The sequence below is a fragment of the Lysobacter enzymogenes genome, from assembly GCF_023617245.1.
Classification (GTDB): domain Bacteria; phylum Pseudomonadota; class Gammaproteobacteria; order Xanthomonadales; family Xanthomonadaceae; genus Lysobacter; species Lysobacter yananisis.
In genome coordinates this window covers 3,366,744-3,385,070 of sequence record NZ_CP067396.1, presented here as the reverse complement: position 1 = coordinate 3,385,070, position 18,327 = coordinate 3,366,744, and the positions used below count along the sequence as shown (strand labels likewise).

The window sequence follows — 18,327 nt, the reverse complement described above, 5'->3', positions numbered from 1 at the left end:
ACGCCGCCGGTGGGGACCGGTTCGCAATGGAATCTGCCCTGACCGCCGAACAGGCGCTTGCGTTGGCGCCCGACGGCGCTTCGGCCAAGGCCGCCACCGGCCTGGCCTCCGACCGACATTGGGTGAGCCTGGGCGGCGACGCCGAGGCCTTGTGGGGCGAATGCAAGGGCAGCGGCGCCAAGCCCTATCAGGCCCAGGTCGATCTGGGCGCGCTGGTCACCCGCTGCTCCTGTCCCAGCCGCAAGTTTCCATGCAAGCACGCGTTGGCGCTGCTGTTGATGCATGCGCGCGGCGGCATCGCCGCGGACGCGCGGCCTGCGTGGGTCGAGGAATGGCTGAACTCGCGCCGCGACCGCGCCGAAAAGAAGGAACAGGCCGCGGCCAAGGCGGTCGCCGCGCAGGCGGCCGATCCCGAAGCCGCCGCCGCCGCGGCCGCGAAGCGCGAGGCCGCGCGCTGGAAGCGCATCGACCAGGGCACCGCCGAACTGCAGCGCTGGATCGGCGATCAGTTGCGCCGCGGGCTGGCTTCGTTCGGCGCGCAGCAACGCGCCGAGTGGACGGCGATGGCGGCGCGCATGGTCGACGCGCAGGCGCCGGCGCTGTCGGCGCAGTTGCTGGCCGCGACCGACGCCATGGCCGCCGGCATCGCCGGCGCGCCGGCGGTGATCGAGCGCTTCGGCCTGATCTGGCTGCTGCGCGAAGCGGTGGTCCGGCGCGCGACGCTGTCGCCGCAACGCCTGGCCGACGTGCGCACCGCGCTGGGCTGGGTCTACGACAAGGACGATTTGTCCACGCTCGGCGAAAGCGTGAGCGATCGCTGGATCGTCCAGGGCCAGCGCATCGACGAACGCGACGACCGCCTGTTCGAACGCCGGGTGTGGCTGCGCGGGCAGGCCAGCGGCCGCGACGCGCTGCTGCACGACTACGCCTACGGCGGCCGCGGCTGGGAGCAGCAATGGCTGGACGGGCGCGCGGTCGAGGCGACCCTGCGCTTCTTCCCCGGCAGCGCGCCGCTGCGCGCGCTGGCGCTGGAGCAGGGCGCGGCGCAGCCGGCGCCGCGCTGGTCGCAGCCGGCCGCCGACGCCATCGAAGCCGCCTCGCTCGCGTTCGCCGCGAACCCGTGGCTGCAGTGGTGGCCGCTGGCGCTGGCCGATGCGATACCGCTGTACGAGAACGAACGCTGGTGGCTGCACACCCCGGCCGGGCGCTTGCCGCTGGCGCTGGGCGACGCGGCCGGCTGGAACCTGCTCGCGCGCAGCGGCGGCCGCGCACTGCAGGTGATGGGCGAATGGGACGGCCGCGAACTGCGGCCGCTGAGCGCCTGGCGCGGCGAAGACGCGGCGCACAACTGGAGCCTGGCGGCATGAGCGCGAACCTTGCGAACGCAGGCGGCGATTGGATCAAGCCGGCGTTGGTCGGCATCGACGGCGCGCGCGCGCCGGCGTTTCCCGCGCCGGTCGGCGAGTTGCTGGAGCAGATCGACGGCGACGACGCGCTGGCGCGCTACGCCCGCGGCGCCGCGGCGATGGCGGCGTGCCGGCTGGCCGCGGTGGAGCTCGCGCCGGCCGCGGCCGAGCCGCCGCCGGCCGCGCCCGACGACGCGCGTATGATCGGCGAGGGCGAGCCGCTGGCGCCGGCGTTGGCCGCGATCTTCCGCGGCGACAGCGAACGCCTGCACCACGAAGCCTGCCAGCGCCTGGCCGCGCTCGGCCGCGCGCTGCCGGCCGCGGCGCTGGCGTCCGCGCTCGATGCCGGCCGCCAGCGCGCGCGGCTGCGCCCGGCGCTGCTGCCGGTGCTCGGCGAACGCGGGCTGTGGCTGGCCCGGCTCAATCCGGATTGGCGCTACGCCGATCGCGGCGCGGCCGGCGCGGGCGAGAACGTCGTGGGCGAGGACGAGCCCACCGATTCGGCGGCCGAGGTCGCGCGCCTGTGGCAGGAAGGCAGTTTCGAACAGCGCCTGGCCCTGTTCGCGCGGGTCCGCGCGGCCGAGCCCGCGCGCGCGCGAGAGATGTTGCAGGCGCAACTCGGCGAGTTGCCGGCGAAGGAACGCGCCGCGTTCGTCGCCGAGTTCGAGGCCGGGCTCGGCGCGGACGACGAGGCGCTGCTGACCGGCCTGCTCAAGGACCGCGGCCGCGAAGTGCGCCGGCTCGCCGCAGGCTTGCTCGCGCGTCTGCCGCAGTCCGCGCATGCGCAGCGATTGGCCGCGTGGCTGGCGCCGCTGCTGACCCAGGAGCGCGTGTTGCTGGTCAAGCGCTGGACGCTCGACGCGCCGCAGGCCGCCGATCCCGAGTGGGCCGCCGCGGCCATCGACGCCGCGCGGCCGCAGAACGACGCGCTCGGCGAGCGCGCGTGGTGGCTGTACCAGCTGGCGCGGCAGATGCCGCTGCGCTGGTGGTGCGAGCGCACCGGCATGGACCCCGCCGCGCTGCTGGCCTGGGCCGGCAAGAGCGACTGGAAGCAGGCGCTGTACCGCGGCTGGATCGAACGCATCCACCGCGACGACGGCGACTGGGCGCAGGCCATGCTCGACGCGCCCGGCCGCGCGTTCGGCGAGCACCACGGCGAACTGCTGGCGCTGCTGCCGCCGGCGCAGCGCGTGCGCCATTGGCCGCGCAGTTTCGCCGAGCTGTGCCGCAGCGGCCGCCTGGACGAAGTGCTCGGCTCCTGCGCGCCGGGGCAGTGGCTGCCGCTGGATTACTCGCGCCTGGTCGGCGAAGGCCTGCAGCAGGCCGGCGACACCCTGCGCCAGGACTGGAGCCTGCGCCAGAACGCCCAGACGCTGCTGGAAGCGCTGCACCCGCAGGCGCTGCACGGCTGGCAGGCGCCGCCGCGCGCGCCCGACGACACCCCGGCCCTGGCCGACTGCCTCGCCGGCCTGGAGCGCACCGCGCAGCTGCGCCGGCTGCTGCACGCCTGAGCCGCCCGGCCCCCGAATCTTCGAATCTTCGAATCAAACCTCATCCACACGGAGTTCCGATGACCGCCGTCCTGCGCCAACACGCTGAAATCCAGTTCGCCGAAGAACTCGAACAACTGGCCAAGGCCGACGACCGCCAGCGTCCCGCCAACTGGAAGCTGTCGCCGTGGGCGGTGGTGACCTACCTGATCGGCGGCAAGCTCGACAACGGCTTCGAGGTCAGCGCCAAGTACATCGGCAACCGCCGCTTGATGGAGATCGCCGTCGCCACCGTCGCCACCGACCGCGCGCTGCTGCTGTTCGGCGTGCCGGGCACGGCCAAGTCGTGGGTGTCCGAACACCTGAGCGCGGCGATCAGCGGCGATTCGACCATGCTGATCCAGGGCACCGCCGGCACCAGCGAAGAGCAGATCCGCTACGGCTGGAACTACGCCCAGCTGTTGGCCCACGGCCCCAGCGAGAACGCGCTGGTGCCGAGCCCGATGATGAACGCGATGAAGCTCGGCAAGATCGCCCGGGTCGAAGAGCTGACCCGCATCCCCGCCGACGTCCAGGACACCTTGATCACGGTGCTGTCGGAGAAGACCCTGCCGGTGCCGGAACTCGGCAGCGAAGTGCAGGCCGCGCGCGGCTTCAGCGTGATCGCCACCGCCAACAACCGCGACAAGGGCGTCAACGAGTTGTCGAGCGCGCTCAAGCGCCGCTTCAACACGGTGATCCTGCCGGTGCCGTCGAGCGAGGAAGAGGAAGTCTCGATCGTGGTCAAGCGCGTGCACGAACTCGGCCGCGCGCTGGAGTTGCCGGCCGAACCGCCGGCGCTGAAGGAAGTCGCGCGGATCGTGCGCATCTTCCGCGAACTGCGCAACGGCCAGACCGAGGACGGCAAGTCCAAGCTCAAGACGCCGAGCTCGACCCTGTCCACCGCCGAGGCGATCTCGGTGATCAACAACGGCATGGCCCTGGCCGGGCACTTCGGCGACGGCGTGCTGCGTCCGGCCGACATGGCCGCGGGCATGATCGGCGCGGTGGTCAAGGACCCGGTGCAGGACCAGGTGGTGTGGACGGAGTACCTGGAGACCGTGGTCAAGGAACGCGCCGAGTGGAAGGACCTCTACCGCGCCTTCCGCGAGCAGCTGTGATCCGCGCATGAGCGCCACGCTCAGTTATTTCGGCATCCGCCACCACGGCCCGGGCAGCGCGCGCAGCCTGCGCAAGGCGCTGGACGCGTTGCGGCCGGACTGCGTGCTGATCGAGGGCCCGGCCGGCGCCGAGGCCATGGTCGAGCACCTGCGCGACGCGCAACTGCAGCCGCCGGTGGCGCTGCTGTCCTACGGCGTCGACGATCCGCAGCTGGCCGTGTTCCATCCCTACGCCGAGTTCTCGCCGGAATGGCAGGCGATGCGCTGGGCGGTGGAGCAGGGCGCGACGGTGCGCTTCATCGACGTGCCGGCCGGGGCCAGCCTGGCCTGGCAGCGGGCGCGGCGCGAGCGCTTCGCCGGCGAGGCGCAGGCGCAGCCGGCGGGCGAGGTCGCTGGCGAAGGCGAGGCGCAGTCGCCGCAGGAACTCGCCGACGACGCGGCGCGGATCGAGGCCGCGCCCGCGGCGTCGGAAACGCGCGCGGAGGGCGCAGCTCCCGCGTCCGCGTCCAAACCCCAGGTCGAGGACGCCGCCGAACCGACCGCGGACGGCCACGGCCAGCGCGATCCGCTCGACTGGCTCGCCCACGCCGCCGGCTACGCCGACGGCGAGAGCTGGTGGAACCACATGGTCGAGGAGCGCGGCGACGGCGAAGGCCTGTTCGAGGCGATCGCCGCGGCCATGGCCGAACTGCGCGACCACGCCGAGCTGGGCAACGGCCTGGACCCGCGCGAGGAAGCGCTGCGCGAAGCGCACATGCGCAGCGGCATCCGCGAGGCGGTCAAGCAGGGCTTCGAGCGTATCGCCGTGGTCTGCGGCGCCTGGCACGTGCCGGCGCTGGCCGGCAAGGCCACCGCCGCGGCCGACAAGGCCTTGCTCAAGGACCTGCCCAAGCTCAAGACCGCCGCGACCTGGGTGCCGTGGACCTACCGCCACCTCAGCAGCGCCAGCGGCTACGGCGCCGGCATCGATTCGCCGGGCTGGTACGAACACCTGTGGCGGCACGGCGGCAGCCAGGGCCGCACCGTCGGCTGGTTCGCGCGGGTCGCGCGGGTGCTGCGCGAACACGCGCTGGACTGCTCGTCCGCGCACCTGATCGAGGCCGCGCGCCTGGCCGACACGCTGGCCGCGTTGCGCCAGCGCCCGGCGCCGAGCCTGGGCGAACTCAACGAAGCCACCCTGAGCATCCTGTGCAACGGCGACGACGCGCCGATGCGGCTGATCGAGCAGGCGCTGATGATCGGCGAGCGGATCGGCTCGGTGCCCGAGGCGGTGCCGACGGTGCCGCTGCAGCGCGATCTGGAGGCCCAGCGCAAGCGCCTGCGGCTCAAGGCCGAAGCCTTGAGCAAGCCGCTGGAACTGGACCTGCGCAACGACACCGACCTGCAGCGCAGCGAACTGCTGCACCGGTTGCTGCTGCTGGACATCGGCTGGGGCCGGCTCGGCGGCGCCGGGCGTTCGCGCGGCAGCTTCCGCGAAGTGTGGGAACTGGCCTGGCAGCCGGGGTTCGAGATCGAGCTGATCGTCGCCAGCCGCTACGGCCAGACCGTGGCGCAGGCCGCGACCGCGCGCGCGATCGAATCCGCGCGCCAGGCCGAGCGCCTGCCGGATCTCTCGCGCCTGATCGACCGGGTGCTGCTGGCGAACCTGCCCGATGCGGTGCAAGCGGTGGCCGCCGAACTGCAGGCGCGCGCCGCGGTCGACGCCGATCCGCTGTCGCTGCTGGCGGCGCTGCCGGCGCTGGCCAACGTGCAGCGCTACGGCAACGTGCGCAACACCGACGCGGCGCAGGTGCGGCATCTGTTCGACGGCATGCTCGCGCGCGCCTGCATCGGCCTGACCATCGCGCTGGGTGGGCTCGACGAAGAAGCCGCGGGCGACGCGCGCGAAACCCTGCTCGCCGCCGACCGCGCGGTCGCGCTGCGCGAGGACGAGGCCCAGACCGCGACCTGGCGCGGCGCCCTGCGCCAGCTCGCGCTAGCGCTGAGCGCCACCCCGCTGCTGCGCGGCGTGGCCACGCGCCTGTTGTTCGACGCAGGCGCCTTCGACGGCGAAGCGGTCGCGCGCGAACTGGGGCTCAACCTCTCGCTCGGCGCCGAGCCGCTGGACGCGGCGCACTGGCTGGACGGCTTCCTCAACCGCAACGCCGCGGTGCTGCTGCACGACGACGCGGTGTGGGGCCTGATCGACGGCTGGGTCTCGAACCTGGGCCACGAGCATTTCCTGCGCGTGGTGCCGTTGTTGCGGCGCAGCTTCGCCGAGTTCGAGGCCGCCGACCGGCGCGACCTCGGCCAGCGGGTCAAGCGTCCGCTGGGCGCCGCGCCGGCCGCGGCGGCGCGATCGTCGTGGGACGCCGCCCGCGCGGCGCGCGCGCTGCCGCTGCTGCGCGAATTGTTCGGCCTCGAGCCGGTAGGAGATGCGCGATGAGCGCGGCAAGCGATAGCGCCGACACCGACCTGCCCGCCGACGCGGCGACGCCGAGCACGCGCGAGGAGCGCTGGCGCATGGTCCTGGGCAGCGAGGCCCAGGACAGTTGCGGCGGCCTCGGCGCCGGCCTGTCGCCGATGGACGCGGCCCTGGCCGCGCTGTACGAACCCAGCGGCCCCGGCGGCCTGTCGCGGCGCGGCGGCCGCGGCGGCTCGGCGCCGAACGTGGCGCGCTGGCTCGGCGACATCCGCAAGTACTTCCCGACCAGCGTGGTCCAGGTGATGCAGCGCGACGCCCTGCAGCGCCTGGACCTGCGCCAGATGCTGCTGGAAAAGGAAATGCTCGAAGGCATCCAGCCCGACGTGCACATGGTCGCCAACCTGGTGTCGCTGTCGGGCGTGATTCCGGCCGAGACCAAGCAGACCGCGCGCATGGTGGTGCGGCGCGTGGTCGAGGAACTGATGCGCAAGCTCGAAGAGCCGATGCGCTCGGCGGTGACCGGCGCGCTCGACCGCGCCCGCCGCACCCGTCGCCCGCGCCATGCCGAGATCGACTGGAACCGCACCATCCGCGCCAACCTCAAGCATTGGCAGCCCGAGTACAACACCGTGATTCCGCAACAGCTGATCGGCTTCGGCCGCAAGTCGCGGCGGCCGCAGCGCGAGATCACCCTGTGCATCGACCAGAGCGGCTCGATGGCGGCGTCGGTGGTGTATTCGAGCATCTTCGGCGCGGTGATGGCTTCGCTGCCGGCGGTATCGACCCGGCTGGTGGTGTTCGACACCGCGGTGGTCGACATGACCGAACAGCTCGACGACCCGGTCGACCTGCTGTTCGGCGTGCAGCTCGGCGGCGGCACCGACATCCACGGCGCGGTGGCGTATTGCCAGGGCCTGATCCGCGAACCGCGCAACAGCATCCTGGTGCTGATCTCCGACCTGTACGAAGGCGGCGTCGAGGCCAAGCTGCTGGCGCGCGCGCAGGAGCTGGTCGAGGCCGGGGTGCAGTTCATCGTGTTGCTGGCGCTCAGCGACGAAGGCCGGCCGGCGTACGACCAGGCGCTGGCGGCGAAACTGGCCGCGCTGGGCGTGCCGTCGTTCGCGTGTACGCCGGATGCGTTCCCGGGATTGATGGCGGCGGCGATCCGCCGCGACGACGTCAATCAGTGGGCGGCGGGGAATGGGTTGGTGCCGACGCGGGCGGAAGGTTAGGGCGCGCCACAAAGCCGACGCAGGTCATTCCGGCGAAAGCCGGAATCCATTTTGCCTTCGCTGTTGCTGCTTGCTTTGACGCATCCCCGACCCGTGGCCCTCGTCCCGACGCCCCGGAGGGCGTGCGCATGGATGCGCACGCGCGCCATGGGGCAGGATGCCCCTTATGGCGCGGCCCCGCGCGCCTTTCGAGCCATAGTGGCTCTTGATCCGAAAAAGATAAGGCCTTTTCTTTGGTTACTTTCTTTGTGGCTTAAGACAAAGAAAGTGACCCGGCCGCTTGCGGACGGAAGCTCTTGATGATCGCTTGTCGTCACAAGTACGCACACGCAAAGACGAGCCCCACCGCGGCACGCCCCTGTAGGAGCGGCGCAAGCCGCGACCGCGCTATCGCGGCGATGGCGAAAGTTTCATCGTAGTTGCGTCGGCGCGGTCGCGGCTCGCGCCGCTCCTACAGTCGGATACGCAACCCCACGACCGTCATTCCGGCGAAAGCCGGAATCCATTTTGATGTGTTGCCTGCGCTCTTATCGATGTTTCGCGCGACGACAAGCCACCATCAAAAGCTTTCGTCCGCAAGAGGCCGAGCAACTTTCTTTTGTCAGCGCGACAAAAGAAAGTAGCCAAAGAAAAACGCTTGTTTAAGGTCACAAGCCACTAAGTCCAGCACCTTGCGCGGGGCTGCGCCATAAGGGACATCCATGTCCCATGGCGCACGCGCGCATCCATGCGCGCGCCCTCCGGGGCTGCGGAGCGCGGGCCTCGGGTGCGGTTGCGTCCAAGCTAAAAGCAACGGCAACGACAAGATAAGAATGGAGTCCGGCTTTCGCCGGAATTACGGCGAAAGAGAATCGCGGCAACGCTCTGAGTTCGGACGCGCCAAAACGCAAAAGGCCCGGGCGAACGCCCAGGCCTTTCGCAAGATGCCTGGACTCAGGCCGACTTCTTCGCCGCCAACTGCCGCAGCACGTAATGCAGGATCCCGCCGTGGCGGAAGTACTCCACTTCCTTCGGCGTCAACAACAACACCTTCGCCTCGAACGTCTTCTCGCTGCCGTCGGCCTTCTTCGCCGTCACCTTCGCGGTCTTGGCCTTGCCGTCGTCGAGACCGGTCACGCTGACCACCTCGGAGCCGTCCAGCCCCAGGCTCTGCGCGTTCTCGCCGTCCTTGAACTGCAGCGGCAGCACGCCCATTCCGACCAGATTCGAGCGGTGGATGCGCTCGAAGCTCTCGGCGATCACCGCCTTGACCCCGAGCAGGTTGGTGCCCTTGGCCGCCCAGTCGCGCGAGGAGCCGGTGCCGTATTCCTTGCCGGCGAACACCACCAGCGGCACGCCGTCGGCCTTGTACTTCATCGCCGCGTCGAAGATGGCCAGCTTCTCCGGCTCGGCGCCGTCCTTGCCGTAGTACAGCGTGTTGCCGCCTTCTTCGCCGCCGAACATCAGGTTCTTGATGCGGATGTTGGCGAAGGTGCCGCGCACCATCACGTCGTCGTTGCCGCGGCGCGAGCCGTAGCTGTTGAAGTCCACCGGCTGCACCCCGCGCGAGATCAGGAAGCGGCCCGCCGGCGAGTCCTTCTTGATGTTGCCGGCCGGCGAGATGTGGTCGGTGGTGATTGAATCGCCGAACAGGCCCATGACCCGCGCATCTTGCACGTCGTCAATGCTGCCGACGTCCATCGTCATGCCGTCGAAGTAGGGCGGGTTCTTGATGTAGGTCGAGGCCTCGTCCCACTGGAACGACTCGCCGTCCGGCGAGGCGATCTGGTTCCAGCGGGTGTCGCCCTTGAACACGTCGGCGTAGTTCTGCGCGAACAGTTCCGGGCCCACCGTCGCGGCGATGGTGTCGCCGATCTCCTTGTTCGACGGCCAGATGTCGCGCAGGAACACGTCCTTGCCGTCGCTGCTCTTGCCGATCGGCTCCTGGGTCAGGTCGATGTTGACCGTGCCGGCGATCGCGTACGCCACCACCAGCGGCGGCGAGGCCAGGTAGTTGGCCTTCACTTCCGGATGCACGCGGCCTTCGAAATTGCGGTTGCCCGACAGCACCGAGGCCACCACCAACTCGTTCTCGGCGATGCCCTTGGACACTTCGTCCGGCAGCGGGCCGGAATTGCCGATGCAGGTGGTGCAGCCGTAGCCGACCACGTAGAAGCCGAGCTTCTCCAGATCGTCGAGCACGCCGGCCTTCTTGAGGTAGTCGGTCACCACCAGCGAGCCCGGCCCGAGCGAGGTCTTGACCCACGGCTTGGACTTCAGGCCCAGCTTGGCGGCGTTGCGCGCGAGCAGGCCGGCGCCGAGCATCACCGCCGGATTGGAAGTGTTGGTGCAGGAGGTGATCGCGGCGATCACCACCGAGCCGTCGGACAGTTCGGCGTCCTGGTCCTGGATGCGGATCTTCGATACCGGCTTGGCCGCGAGCTCACTGGCCTGCGGCTGGTCGCCGCCTTCGCCGTTGAGCTCCTCGATCGCGCAGCCCACGCCGCGGGGTTTGCGGTTGGCGACCAGCGGGCCGAGGTTTTCCTGGAAGTTGCTGTGCACGTGCTCCAGCAGCACGCGGTCCTGCGGACGCTTAGGGCCGGCCAGCGACGGCTTGACGTCGCCGAGGTCGAGCGCGAGCGTGGCCGAGTATTCGGCGTGCGGCTGGCCCGGCTCGTGCCACAGGCCCTGGGCCTTGGCGTAGGCCTCGACCAGGGCGATCTGCTCGTCGCTGCGGCCGGACAGGCGCAGGTAGTTCAGCGATTCGGCGTCGATCGGGAAGATGCCGCAGGTCGCGCCGTACTCGGGCGCCATGTTGGCGATGGTCGCGCGGTCGGCCAGCGGCAGGTGCTGCAGGCCGTCGCCGTAGAACTCGACGAACTTGCCGACCACGCCGTGCTTGCGCAGCATCTGGGTCACGGTCAGGACCAGGTCGGTCGCGGTGCTGCCCTCGGGCAGCTTGCCGGTCAGCTTGAAGCCGACCACCTGTGGAATCAGCATCGAGGAAGGCTGGCCGAGCATCGCCGCCTCGGCTTCGATGCCGCCCACGCCCCAGCCGAGCACGCCGATGCCGTTGATCATCGTGGTGTGGCTGTCGGTGCCGAACACGGTGTCCGGGAAGGCCTGCAGTTCGCTCGCGCCGTCGTGCGTCTGGACCTCGCGGCCCATGACCACGCGGGCCAGGTTTTCCAGGTTCACCTGATGGACGATGCCGGTGTTCGGCGGCACCACCTTGAAGTTCTCGAACGACTTCTGGCCCCAGCGCAGGAAGCTGTAGCGCTCCTTGTTGCGGTCGAACTCGATCTTGCCGTTGAGGTCGAGCGCGTCGGGGCGGCCGAACACGTCGACCTGCACGGAGTGGTCGATCACCAGCTCGGAGGGGATCAGCGGATTGATCTGCTTGGCGTTGCCGCCGAGCTTGCCGACCGCATCGCGCATCGCCGCGAGGTCGACCACGCAGGGCACGCCGGTGAAGTCCTGCAGGACCACGCGCGCCGGCATGAAGGCGATCTCGGTGTCGGGCTCCTTCTTGGCCTCCCAGTGCGCGACCGCCTCGATGTGCTCCTTGCCGACCGTGGCGCCGCCGTCTTCATGGCGCAGCAGATTCTCCAGCAGGATCTTCATCGAATAGGGCAGGCGGGCGATGTCGAAGCGCTCGCCCAGCGCCGGCAGGCTGAAGTAGGTGTAGTCGCGGCCGTTGACGGACAACTGGCGGCGGGTCGAAAACGAGTCGCTCATGCGGTGAACTCCTGTGGAGGTGCTGGCTCGCGCCTCGCGCCGGGCGAGGATCTGCTTGCGGTGGACCGGGCGGCGCAAGGCGTGGCGGGGTCTGTGCGGCGATTATCCACCAGTTGCCGATGGCCGGATGTGCACGGGGTGTCGAGGCGATTCGATCACGACGGCGGTCGCGGTCGCGCGATGCAGCTCGGTCCTCGGGCTTTTGCAGCGCATTTCGTCGGCCTCGGGTTTTTCTTGCGCGCCGATCCGGCATCGCGGACAACACAGCGTTGCGCGGGCGTGGCGCCGCGGTCGGCCGCGGTCTCGCGCCGCGCCGTTGCGCCGGGAACGAGGATGCCCGCGCTTTGTTGCGCTTCGGCAAAGGACGCGCGCGCGGTCCGGGCAGGGCGTCGGCGATGTTCAAGGCGGCGCGCGCGTGGGCAGCGCGCTTGCGGTGGTCGCGTCGCGCCAAGAGGATCGGTCGCCGATCCGCGCCACGGCGGGCGGCGCTGGCCCGTTGCGCGCCCGGCTCCGGGACGAGGGCAGCCGTCGCTCGTTCGGCCGGAGCCGCGGCCATGTCGGCCGCGCCGCAGCAATCGGAGCCGGTGCCGCGTGCGACGACGCGGAGCAGGGCGCTGGGTACCGAGGGCGGCAGGGTGCGCCCGCACTGGCCTGTAGCTGAACCGGGATCGGCGGCGCGTGTGCGCTGCGGCCAGCTGGTGGCCGCGGCGATGGCAGTAAGGTCTATATAACCTCATGTAAAATATGAATTTTTATCGGATCGCGTCGCTCCGCCCAGATAGCGGCCGTCCCGGCTACGTCCGCCAGCCGAGCCCCGGGAAGGGCTTAAGTATGTATAATGAGTACATACTTTCTGGAGCGTACTCATGGAAGCCACCGTCGCCGAGCGGGGTCAGATCACCCTCCCCAAAGCGGTGCGCGACGCCCTCGGCCTGACCAAGGGCACGCTGCTCAAGGTCGAACTCGACGGCAGCCGGATCATCCTGCGCAAGAGCGTGGACGATGCGATCTCCAAGGCGCGCGGCAAGTTCGCCCTGGACGGCTTCGACTCCGGCGAGGACGCCGCGCGCTCGATGCGCGACGAGGAATGAGCCGATGATCGCGGTCGACTCGCCGGTGCTGATCGAACTGCTCAGCGACGGCCCGCAGGCCGACGCGGTCGAGTCGTGCCTGCGCCAGAGCCTGGTCGGCGGCCGCGTGGTCGTGTGCGACGTCAGCCTGGCCGAGATCTGCGCGGCGCTGCGCGGCGGCGCGCAAGCGCAGGAAGCATTGGAGGAAATGGGCATCCACTTCAGCGCGCTGGAAGCCAAGTCGGCGTTGCGCGCGGGCGAGATGCACCGGCGCCACCGCCAGCGCGGCGGCGAGCCGCGCGGCTTCGGCGGTTTCCTGGTCGGCGCCCACGCCTTGCTCCAGTGCGACGGCCTGATCACCTGGAACGACACGTTTTATCGCGACTACTTCAAGGGCCTGAAGCTGATCGTGCCGCAAGCCTGAGCCCCCGTTCGACATCATTCGTTTTTTAGCGCACCACACCACCAGATCCACGCGGAGAATCTTTATGTTGGAAGCCTATCGCCACCACGTTGCCGAGCGCGCCGCGCTGGGCATTCCGCCGCTGCCCCTGACCGCCCAGCAGACCGCCGAAGTCATCGAGCTGCTGAAGGCCCCGCCGGCCGGCGAGGGCGAGTTCCTGCTGGACCTGCTCACCCACCGCGTCCCGGCCGGCGTCGACGACGCGGCCAAGGTCAAGGCCTCCTACCTGGCCGCAGTCGCCTTCGGCACGGAGAAGAACGCGCTGATCCCGCGCGCCCGCGCCACCCAGCTGCTGGGCACCATGCTCGGCGGCTACAACATCCATCCGCTGATCGAACTGCTCGACGACGCCGAAGTCGGCACCGTCGCCGCCGATGCGCTCAAGCACACCCTGCTGATGTTCGATGCGTTCCACGACGTGCAGGAGAAGGCCGAGAAGGGCAACGCCAACGCCCGCGCCGTGCTGCAGAGCTGGGCCGACGCGGAGTGGTTCACCAGCAAGCCGGAAGTGCCGCAGTCGATGACCGTCACCGTGTTCAAGGTGACCGGCGAAACCAACACCGACGACCTGTCGCCGGCGCCGGACGCGACCACGCGTCCGGACATCCCGCTGCACGCGCTGGCGATGCTCAAGAACAAGCGCGACGGCATCGAGCCGGAAGAAGACGGCAAGCGCGGCCCGATCGCCTTCATCGAATCGCTGAAGGACAAGGGCCATCTGGTCGCCTACGTCGGCGACGTGGTCGGCACCGGCTCCAGCCGCAAGTCGGCGACCAACTCGGTGCTGTGGTTCACCGGCGAGGACATCCCCTTCATCCCGAACAAGCGCTTCGGCGGCGTGTGCCTGGGCTCGAAGATCGCGCCGATCTTCTACAACACCATGGAAGACGCCGGCGCGCTGCCGATCGAACTCGACGTGTCGCAGATGGACATGGGCGACGTGGTCGAACTGCGTCCGTACGAAGGCAAGGCGTTCAAGAACGGCGAGCTGATCGCCGAATTCGCGCTGAAGTCCGACGTGCTGCTCGACGAAGTCCGCGCCGGCGGCCGCATCCCGCTGATCGTCGGCCGCGGCCTGACCGCCAAGGCGCGCGAAGCGCTGGGCCTGGCCCCGTCCACGCTGTTCCGCCTGCCGCAGAACCCGGCCGACAGCGGCAAGGGCTACTCGCTGGCGCAGAAGATGGTCGGCCGCGCCTGCGGCCTGGCCGAGGGCCAGGGCATCCGCCCGGGCACCTACTGCGAGCCGAAGATGACCTCGGTGGGTTCGCAGGACACCACCGGCCCGATGACCCGCGACGAGTTGAAGGACCTGGCCTGCCTGGGCTTCTCGGCCGATCTGGTGATGCAGTCGTTCTGCCACACCGCGGCGTATCCGAAGCCGGTCGACGTCAAGACCCACCACGAGCTGCCGGCCTTCATCAGCAACCGCGGCGGCATCGCCCTGCGCCCGGGCGACGGCGTGATCCACTCGTGGCTCAACCGCATGCTGATGCCCGACACCGTCGGCACCGGCGGCGACTCGCACACCCGTTTCCCGGTCGGCATCTCGTTCCCGGCCGGCTCCGGCCTGGTCGCGTTCGCCGCGGCCACCGGCGTGATGCCGCTGGACATGCCCGAGTCGGTGCTGGTGCGCTTCAAGGGCGAAATGCAGCCCGGCGTGACCCTGCGCGACCTGGTCAACGCGATCCCGCTGGCCGCGATCAAGTCGGGCCTGCTGACCGTCGCCAAGCAGGGCAAGAAGAACATCTTCTCCGGCCGCATCCTCGAGATCGAAGGCCTGCCGCAGCTCAAGGTCGAGCAGGCGTTCGAGCTGTCCGACGCCTCGGCCGAGCGTTCCGCCGCCGGCTGCACGGTGAAGCTGGATAAGGAACCGATCATCGAGTACCTGACCAGCAACATCACCCTGCTGAAGTGGATGATCGCCGAAGGCTATGCCGACCCGCGCTCGCTGTCGCGCCGGATCAAGGCGATGGAAGGCTGGCTGGCCAATCCGCAGCTGCTGGAAGGCGATGCCGACGCCGAGTACGCCGCGGTGATCGAGATCGACCTCAACGAAATCGTCGAGCCGATCGTCGCCTGCCCGAACGACCCGGACGACGTGAAGACCCTGTCCGACGTCGCCGGCGCGGTCATCGACGAAGTGTTCATCGGTTCGTGCATGACCAATATCGGCCACTTCCGCGCGGCCGCCAAGCTGCTGGAAGGCAAGCGCGACATCCCGACCCGTCTGTGGGTCGCGCCGCCGACCAAGATGGACGCGTCCGAGCTCACCAAGGAAGGCCACTACGGCACCTTCGGCACCGCCGGCGCGCGCATGGAAATGCCGGGCTGCTCGCTGTGCATGGGCAACCAGGCGCAGGCGCGCGAGGGCGCGACGGTGTTCTCCACCAGCACCCGCAACTTCCCCAACCGCCTGGGCCGCAACACCAACGTGTACCTGGGTTCGGCCGAGCTGGCCGCGATCTGCTCGCGTCTGGGCCGGATCCCGACCCGCGAGGAGTACATGGCCGACATCGGCGTGATCAACGCCAACGGCGACAAGATCTACCGCTACATGAACTTCGATCAGATCCAGGACTACAAGCAGGTCGCCGACACCGTCGCCGCCTGATCGGTTCCGCCCGGTCAGCGGCGGATCGAGAAAACCCCGGCCTCGCGCCGGGGTTTTTCTTTTTCGGTCGGGCGCTCGCGAAACGCTTTACGCCGGGCCGACGAACGTTCACGCTGCGCCGCACGAGCGGGGGCGGCGGATGCCCTCGTTCGTCTTCATTCCGTCCCCCGAGAAGGATTTCGCCATGAACCGTTCGTTGTCCCGCTTCGCATCCGTCGCCGCCTCGGCGCTGGCCCTGGTCCTGCCGCTGGCCGCGAGCGCCGCCGAAGCGCCTTACCGCGACGCCGCGCAGGTGCGCGCCGAACTGGCCAAGATCGTGACCTGCGAAGCCACGCGCGAGGAGTTCATGCGCATGGGCAGCGCGCTGACCCCGCTGTACTACGACAAGCCGGAGGAGGTGCAGCCGGCGCTGGCGGGATGGCGCAACGCCAAGGACGCGAACACGTTCGTGGCCATCTTCGAGATGCCCGAGCCGATCAAGGTCTACGGCCACTCGACCAAGCAGGTGATGATGGCCGGCGAGGGCCTGCTCGCTGTGATCGACGGCGACGTCGCCGACGCGCTGTCCAAGCAGTTCAAGCTCAAGCCCAGCGACGAGCCGCTGGCCAAGCACATCCGCACGCGCGAACTGCGGCGCGAAGCGCTCGGCGACGGGATCGACGCCACCGTCACCCAGACGGTCAGCACGCTCAGCACCCATCCGGGCAAGACCATGGTGGGATGCGAGTACAAGATGGTGTGGTGACCCGCCAAGGCGCCTGGCCTGGGAGTCGCGGAGACTCCAGGCCGGCGCGGCGGTTGGATCGGCGCGGTCGCCGCTTGCGCCGCTCCTGCAGGAACCCCATGCCGATACGCGACGACTTGCGCCTGCGGTAGGAGCGGCGCAAGCCGCGACCGCGCACCATCCCGAACCTGCGTCTGCGCGAAGCCGCGCGAATCCTGCGAACCGGACGCGCGGGCTCAGGCCGACGTCAGCGCCGCTGGCGGCCGCCCGCCCGGCTCAATCCAGCCGCGCCTCGGTCGCATCGACCATCGCCCGCTTGCGCAGCAGGAAGTCCCAGTAGCTGCCGCCGAGCTGGCGCCACAGCACCGCCGAGCGCACCGCGGCCAGCAGCACCGCGCGCACTTCGGCGACCACCCCGGGCTGGCCCAGGTAATGCGGGTTGCCCTGGACCAGCACCCGCGGGCGCAGGTGGCTCAGGGTGTCGGCGTAGAGCGTGCCGAGCGCGGCGATCACGTCTGGGTGGCTGCTGCCCAGGCGCTGGGCCTGGTCGGCCTGGGCGCGGATGCCGCCCAGGACCTTGTCGGCCATCGCCGCGTCCTGGACGAAGCGGCGCTCCAACTGCAGCACCGCCAACGCCAGCCGCGGCAGGTGTTCGTCGTGGCTGCGGCTGGTGAAGTAGTCCTGCACCAGCACCAGGCCGGGGCGCAGCTGGGCGACGCTGCCGTACACCGCCGTGGGCGAGGAGGCGTCGATGCGGAACACCGACTCCAGCGCGGTTTCCAGCACGCTGGCGTTGGCCTGGCCGGTGTCGGCGATGCGCCGCACCTGGGCCAGCGCCTGGGCGAGGCCGGCGAGGGCGAGGACGCGTTCGGAAAGTTCGGCCATTACGGATTCGTCGTCAAAGTCGTCGGGAAAGGGGAGGCCGCGCGCAGGCCCGGCACCGGCGCGTCGGTGGCGGCGATCACCGCGCCGCCGAGGCATTCCTCGCCGGCGTACAGCACCAGCGACTGGCCGGGAGTGACCGCGCGCTGCGGCTGGGCGAAGCGCACCGACAGGGTACCGTCCTCGCCGACCTCGACCTCGCACGACTGGTCGGGCTGGCGGTAGCGGGTCTGTGCGGCGCAGGCGAAGCGGCGCCCGGGCGGATGGCCGGCGATCCAGTGCGCGGTCTCGGTGACCAGCGCCTGCGAGCGCAGCCACGGCGTGTCGCTGCCCTGGTCCACGTACAGCACGTTGCTGGCTACGTCCTTGCCGACCACGTACCACGGCGCCTGCTCGAAGCCGCGAACGCCGCCGATGTTGAGACCCTCGCGCTGGCCGAGGGTGAAATAGAACACGCCCGGGTGGCGGCCGACGACGCGGCCGTCGACGGCGCGGCTGTCGACGGCACGAATCTCGCCTTCGCGCGCCGGCAGGTAGCGGGCCAGGAACTCGCGGAAGTCGCGCTCGCCGATGAAGCAGATGCCGGTGGAGTCCTTCTTGGCCGCGGTCGGCAGGTTCGCCGCCCGCGCCATCTCGCGCACGTCGCGCTTGATCAGCTCGCCGAGCGGAAAGCGGGTGGCCGCCAGCTGGGCTTGGCCGAGCTGGTGCAGGAAGTAGCTCTGATCCTTGCTCCGGTCCAGCGCCTTGAGCAGGCGGAAGCGGCCGCCGGCCTCATCGACCCGGGCGTAATGGCCGGTGGCGATGTAGTCGGCGCCGAGTTCGCGCGCGGCGTCGAGGAAATGCTTGAACTTGATCTCGCGGTTGCACAGCACGTCGGGATTCGGCGTGCGCCCGGCCGCATATTCGGCGACGAAGTGTTCGAACACCCCGGCCCAGTACTCGCCGGAGAAATCGCGGAAGTGGATCGGCAGGCCGAGCCGGCCGGACACCGCGACCGCGTCGCGGCGGTCGTCCTCGGCGCGACAGTCGCCGCTGCCGTCGTCGGCCCAGTTCTGCATGAACAATCCCGACAGGGCTTGTCCGGAATCGCGCAGCAACAGCGCGGCGACCGAGGAATCGACCCCGCCCGACATGCCCACGATGGTGTCCGCCGACCGTGCCATGGCCA

12 protein-coding genes are annotated in these 18,327 nt (G+C 70.0%); 9 read left to right on the top strand and 3 right to left on the bottom strand.

The window, feature by feature from the left end; translation table 11 throughout:
- Window positions 1-26 precede the first annotated feature (26 nt).
- From JHW41_RS13935 to JHW41_RS13915, 5 genes are read left to right on the top strand one after another with little or no spacing between them, the layout of a single operon-like run.
- Window positions 27-1,367 carry an SWIM zinc finger family protein gene (locus JHW41_RS13935; protein WP_250442709.1) on the top strand — a complete coding sequence of 447 codons (1,341 nt, stop codon included), beginning with the start codon at window positions 27-29 and terminating at the stop codon, window positions 1,365-1,367.
- Entirely contained in the window at window positions 1,364-2,917 is a 1,554-nt protein-coding gene (locus JHW41_RS13930) for a DUF5691 domain-containing protein (protein WP_250442708.1), read from the top strand. The genes JHW41_RS13935 and JHW41_RS13930 overlap by 4 nt, the downstream gene beginning before the upstream one ends.
- 59 nt (window positions 2,918-2,976) lie before the next feature.
- A complete protein-coding gene (locus tag JHW41_RS13925) occupies window positions 2,977-4,056 on the top strand; it encodes an ATP-binding protein (protein WP_078998638.1) in 1,080 nt (359 codons plus the stop codon).
- 7 nt (window positions 4,057-4,063) lie between these two features.
- Complete coding sequence (locus JHW41_RS13920) at window positions 4,064-6,481, top strand: DUF5682 family protein (protein ID WP_250442706.1); 2,418 nt, start codon at window positions 4,064-4,066, stop codon at window positions 6,479-6,481.
- Complete coding sequence (locus tag JHW41_RS13915; protein WP_057947427.1) at window positions 6,478-7,692, top strand: vWA domain-containing protein; 1,215 nt, start codon at window positions 6,478-6,480, stop codon at window positions 7,690-7,692. Before JHW41_RS13920 ends, JHW41_RS13915 begins: the two co-directional genes overlap by 4 nt.
- A gap of 933 nt (window positions 7,693-8,625) precedes the next feature.
- On the opposite strand, the gene acnA is transcribed toward JHW41_RS13915, so the two are convergent.
- Window positions 8,626-11,409: an aconitate hydratase AcnA gene (gene acnA / locus JHW41_RS13910; protein WP_250442704.1), complete on the bottom strand. Its 2,784-nt coding sequence runs from the start codon at window positions 11,407-11,409 to the stop codon at window positions 8,626-8,628.
- Between the two features lie 866 nt (window positions 11,410-12,275).
- Between acnA and JHW41_RS13905 the strand changes: the two genes are divergently transcribed.
- The 4 genes from JHW41_RS13905 (at window position 12,276) to JHW41_RS13890 (ending at window position 16,298) form a co-directional block, all read left to right on the top strand.
- Window positions 12,276-12,500: an AbrB/MazE/SpoVT family DNA-binding domain-containing protein gene (locus tag JHW41_RS13905; protein ID WP_057947429.1), complete on the top strand. Its 225-nt coding sequence runs from the start codon at window positions 12,276-12,278 to the stop codon at window positions 12,498-12,500.
- A 4-nt stretch (window positions 12,501-12,504) separates the two neighbouring features.
- Complete coding sequence (locus JHW41_RS13900) at window positions 12,505-12,903, top strand: type II toxin-antitoxin system VapC family toxin (RefSeq protein ID WP_078995655.1); 399 nt, start codon at window positions 12,505-12,507, stop codon at window positions 12,901-12,903.
- A gap of 64 nt (window positions 12,904-12,967) precedes the next feature.
- On the top strand, window positions 12,968-15,553 hold the full coding sequence (gene acnB, locus JHW41_RS13895; RefSeq protein ID WP_250442702.1) for a bifunctional aconitate hydratase 2/2-methylisocitrate dehydratase: 2,586 nt from the start codon (window positions 12,968-12,970) through the stop codon (window positions 15,551-15,553).
- Window positions 15,554-15,737: 184 nt separating this feature from the next.
- A complete protein-coding gene (locus tag JHW41_RS13890; RefSeq protein WP_250442699.1) occupies window positions 15,738-16,298 on the top strand; it encodes a hypothetical protein in 561 nt (186 codons plus the stop codon).
- Between the two features lie 255 nt (window positions 16,299-16,553).
- Here JHW41_RS13890 and hflD read toward each other — a convergent pair whose 3' ends face one another.
- Both hflD and mnmA read right to left on the bottom strand, forming a co-directional pair.
- A complete protein-coding gene (hflD, locus tag JHW41_RS13885) occupies window positions 16,554-17,162 on the bottom strand; it encodes a high frequency lysogenization protein HflD (protein ID WP_250442697.1) in 609 nt (202 codons plus the stop codon).
- The gene (mnmA, locus tag JHW41_RS13880) at window positions 17,162-18,322 is read right to left on the bottom strand and encodes a tRNA 2-thiouridine(34) synthase MnmA (protein WP_250442696.1); all 1,161 of its coding nucleotides are present in this window, start codon (window positions 18,320-18,322) and stop codon (window positions 17,162-17,164) included. Before mnmA ends, hflD begins: the two co-directional genes overlap by 1 nt.
- Window positions 18,323-18,327: the final 5 nt, after the last annotated feature.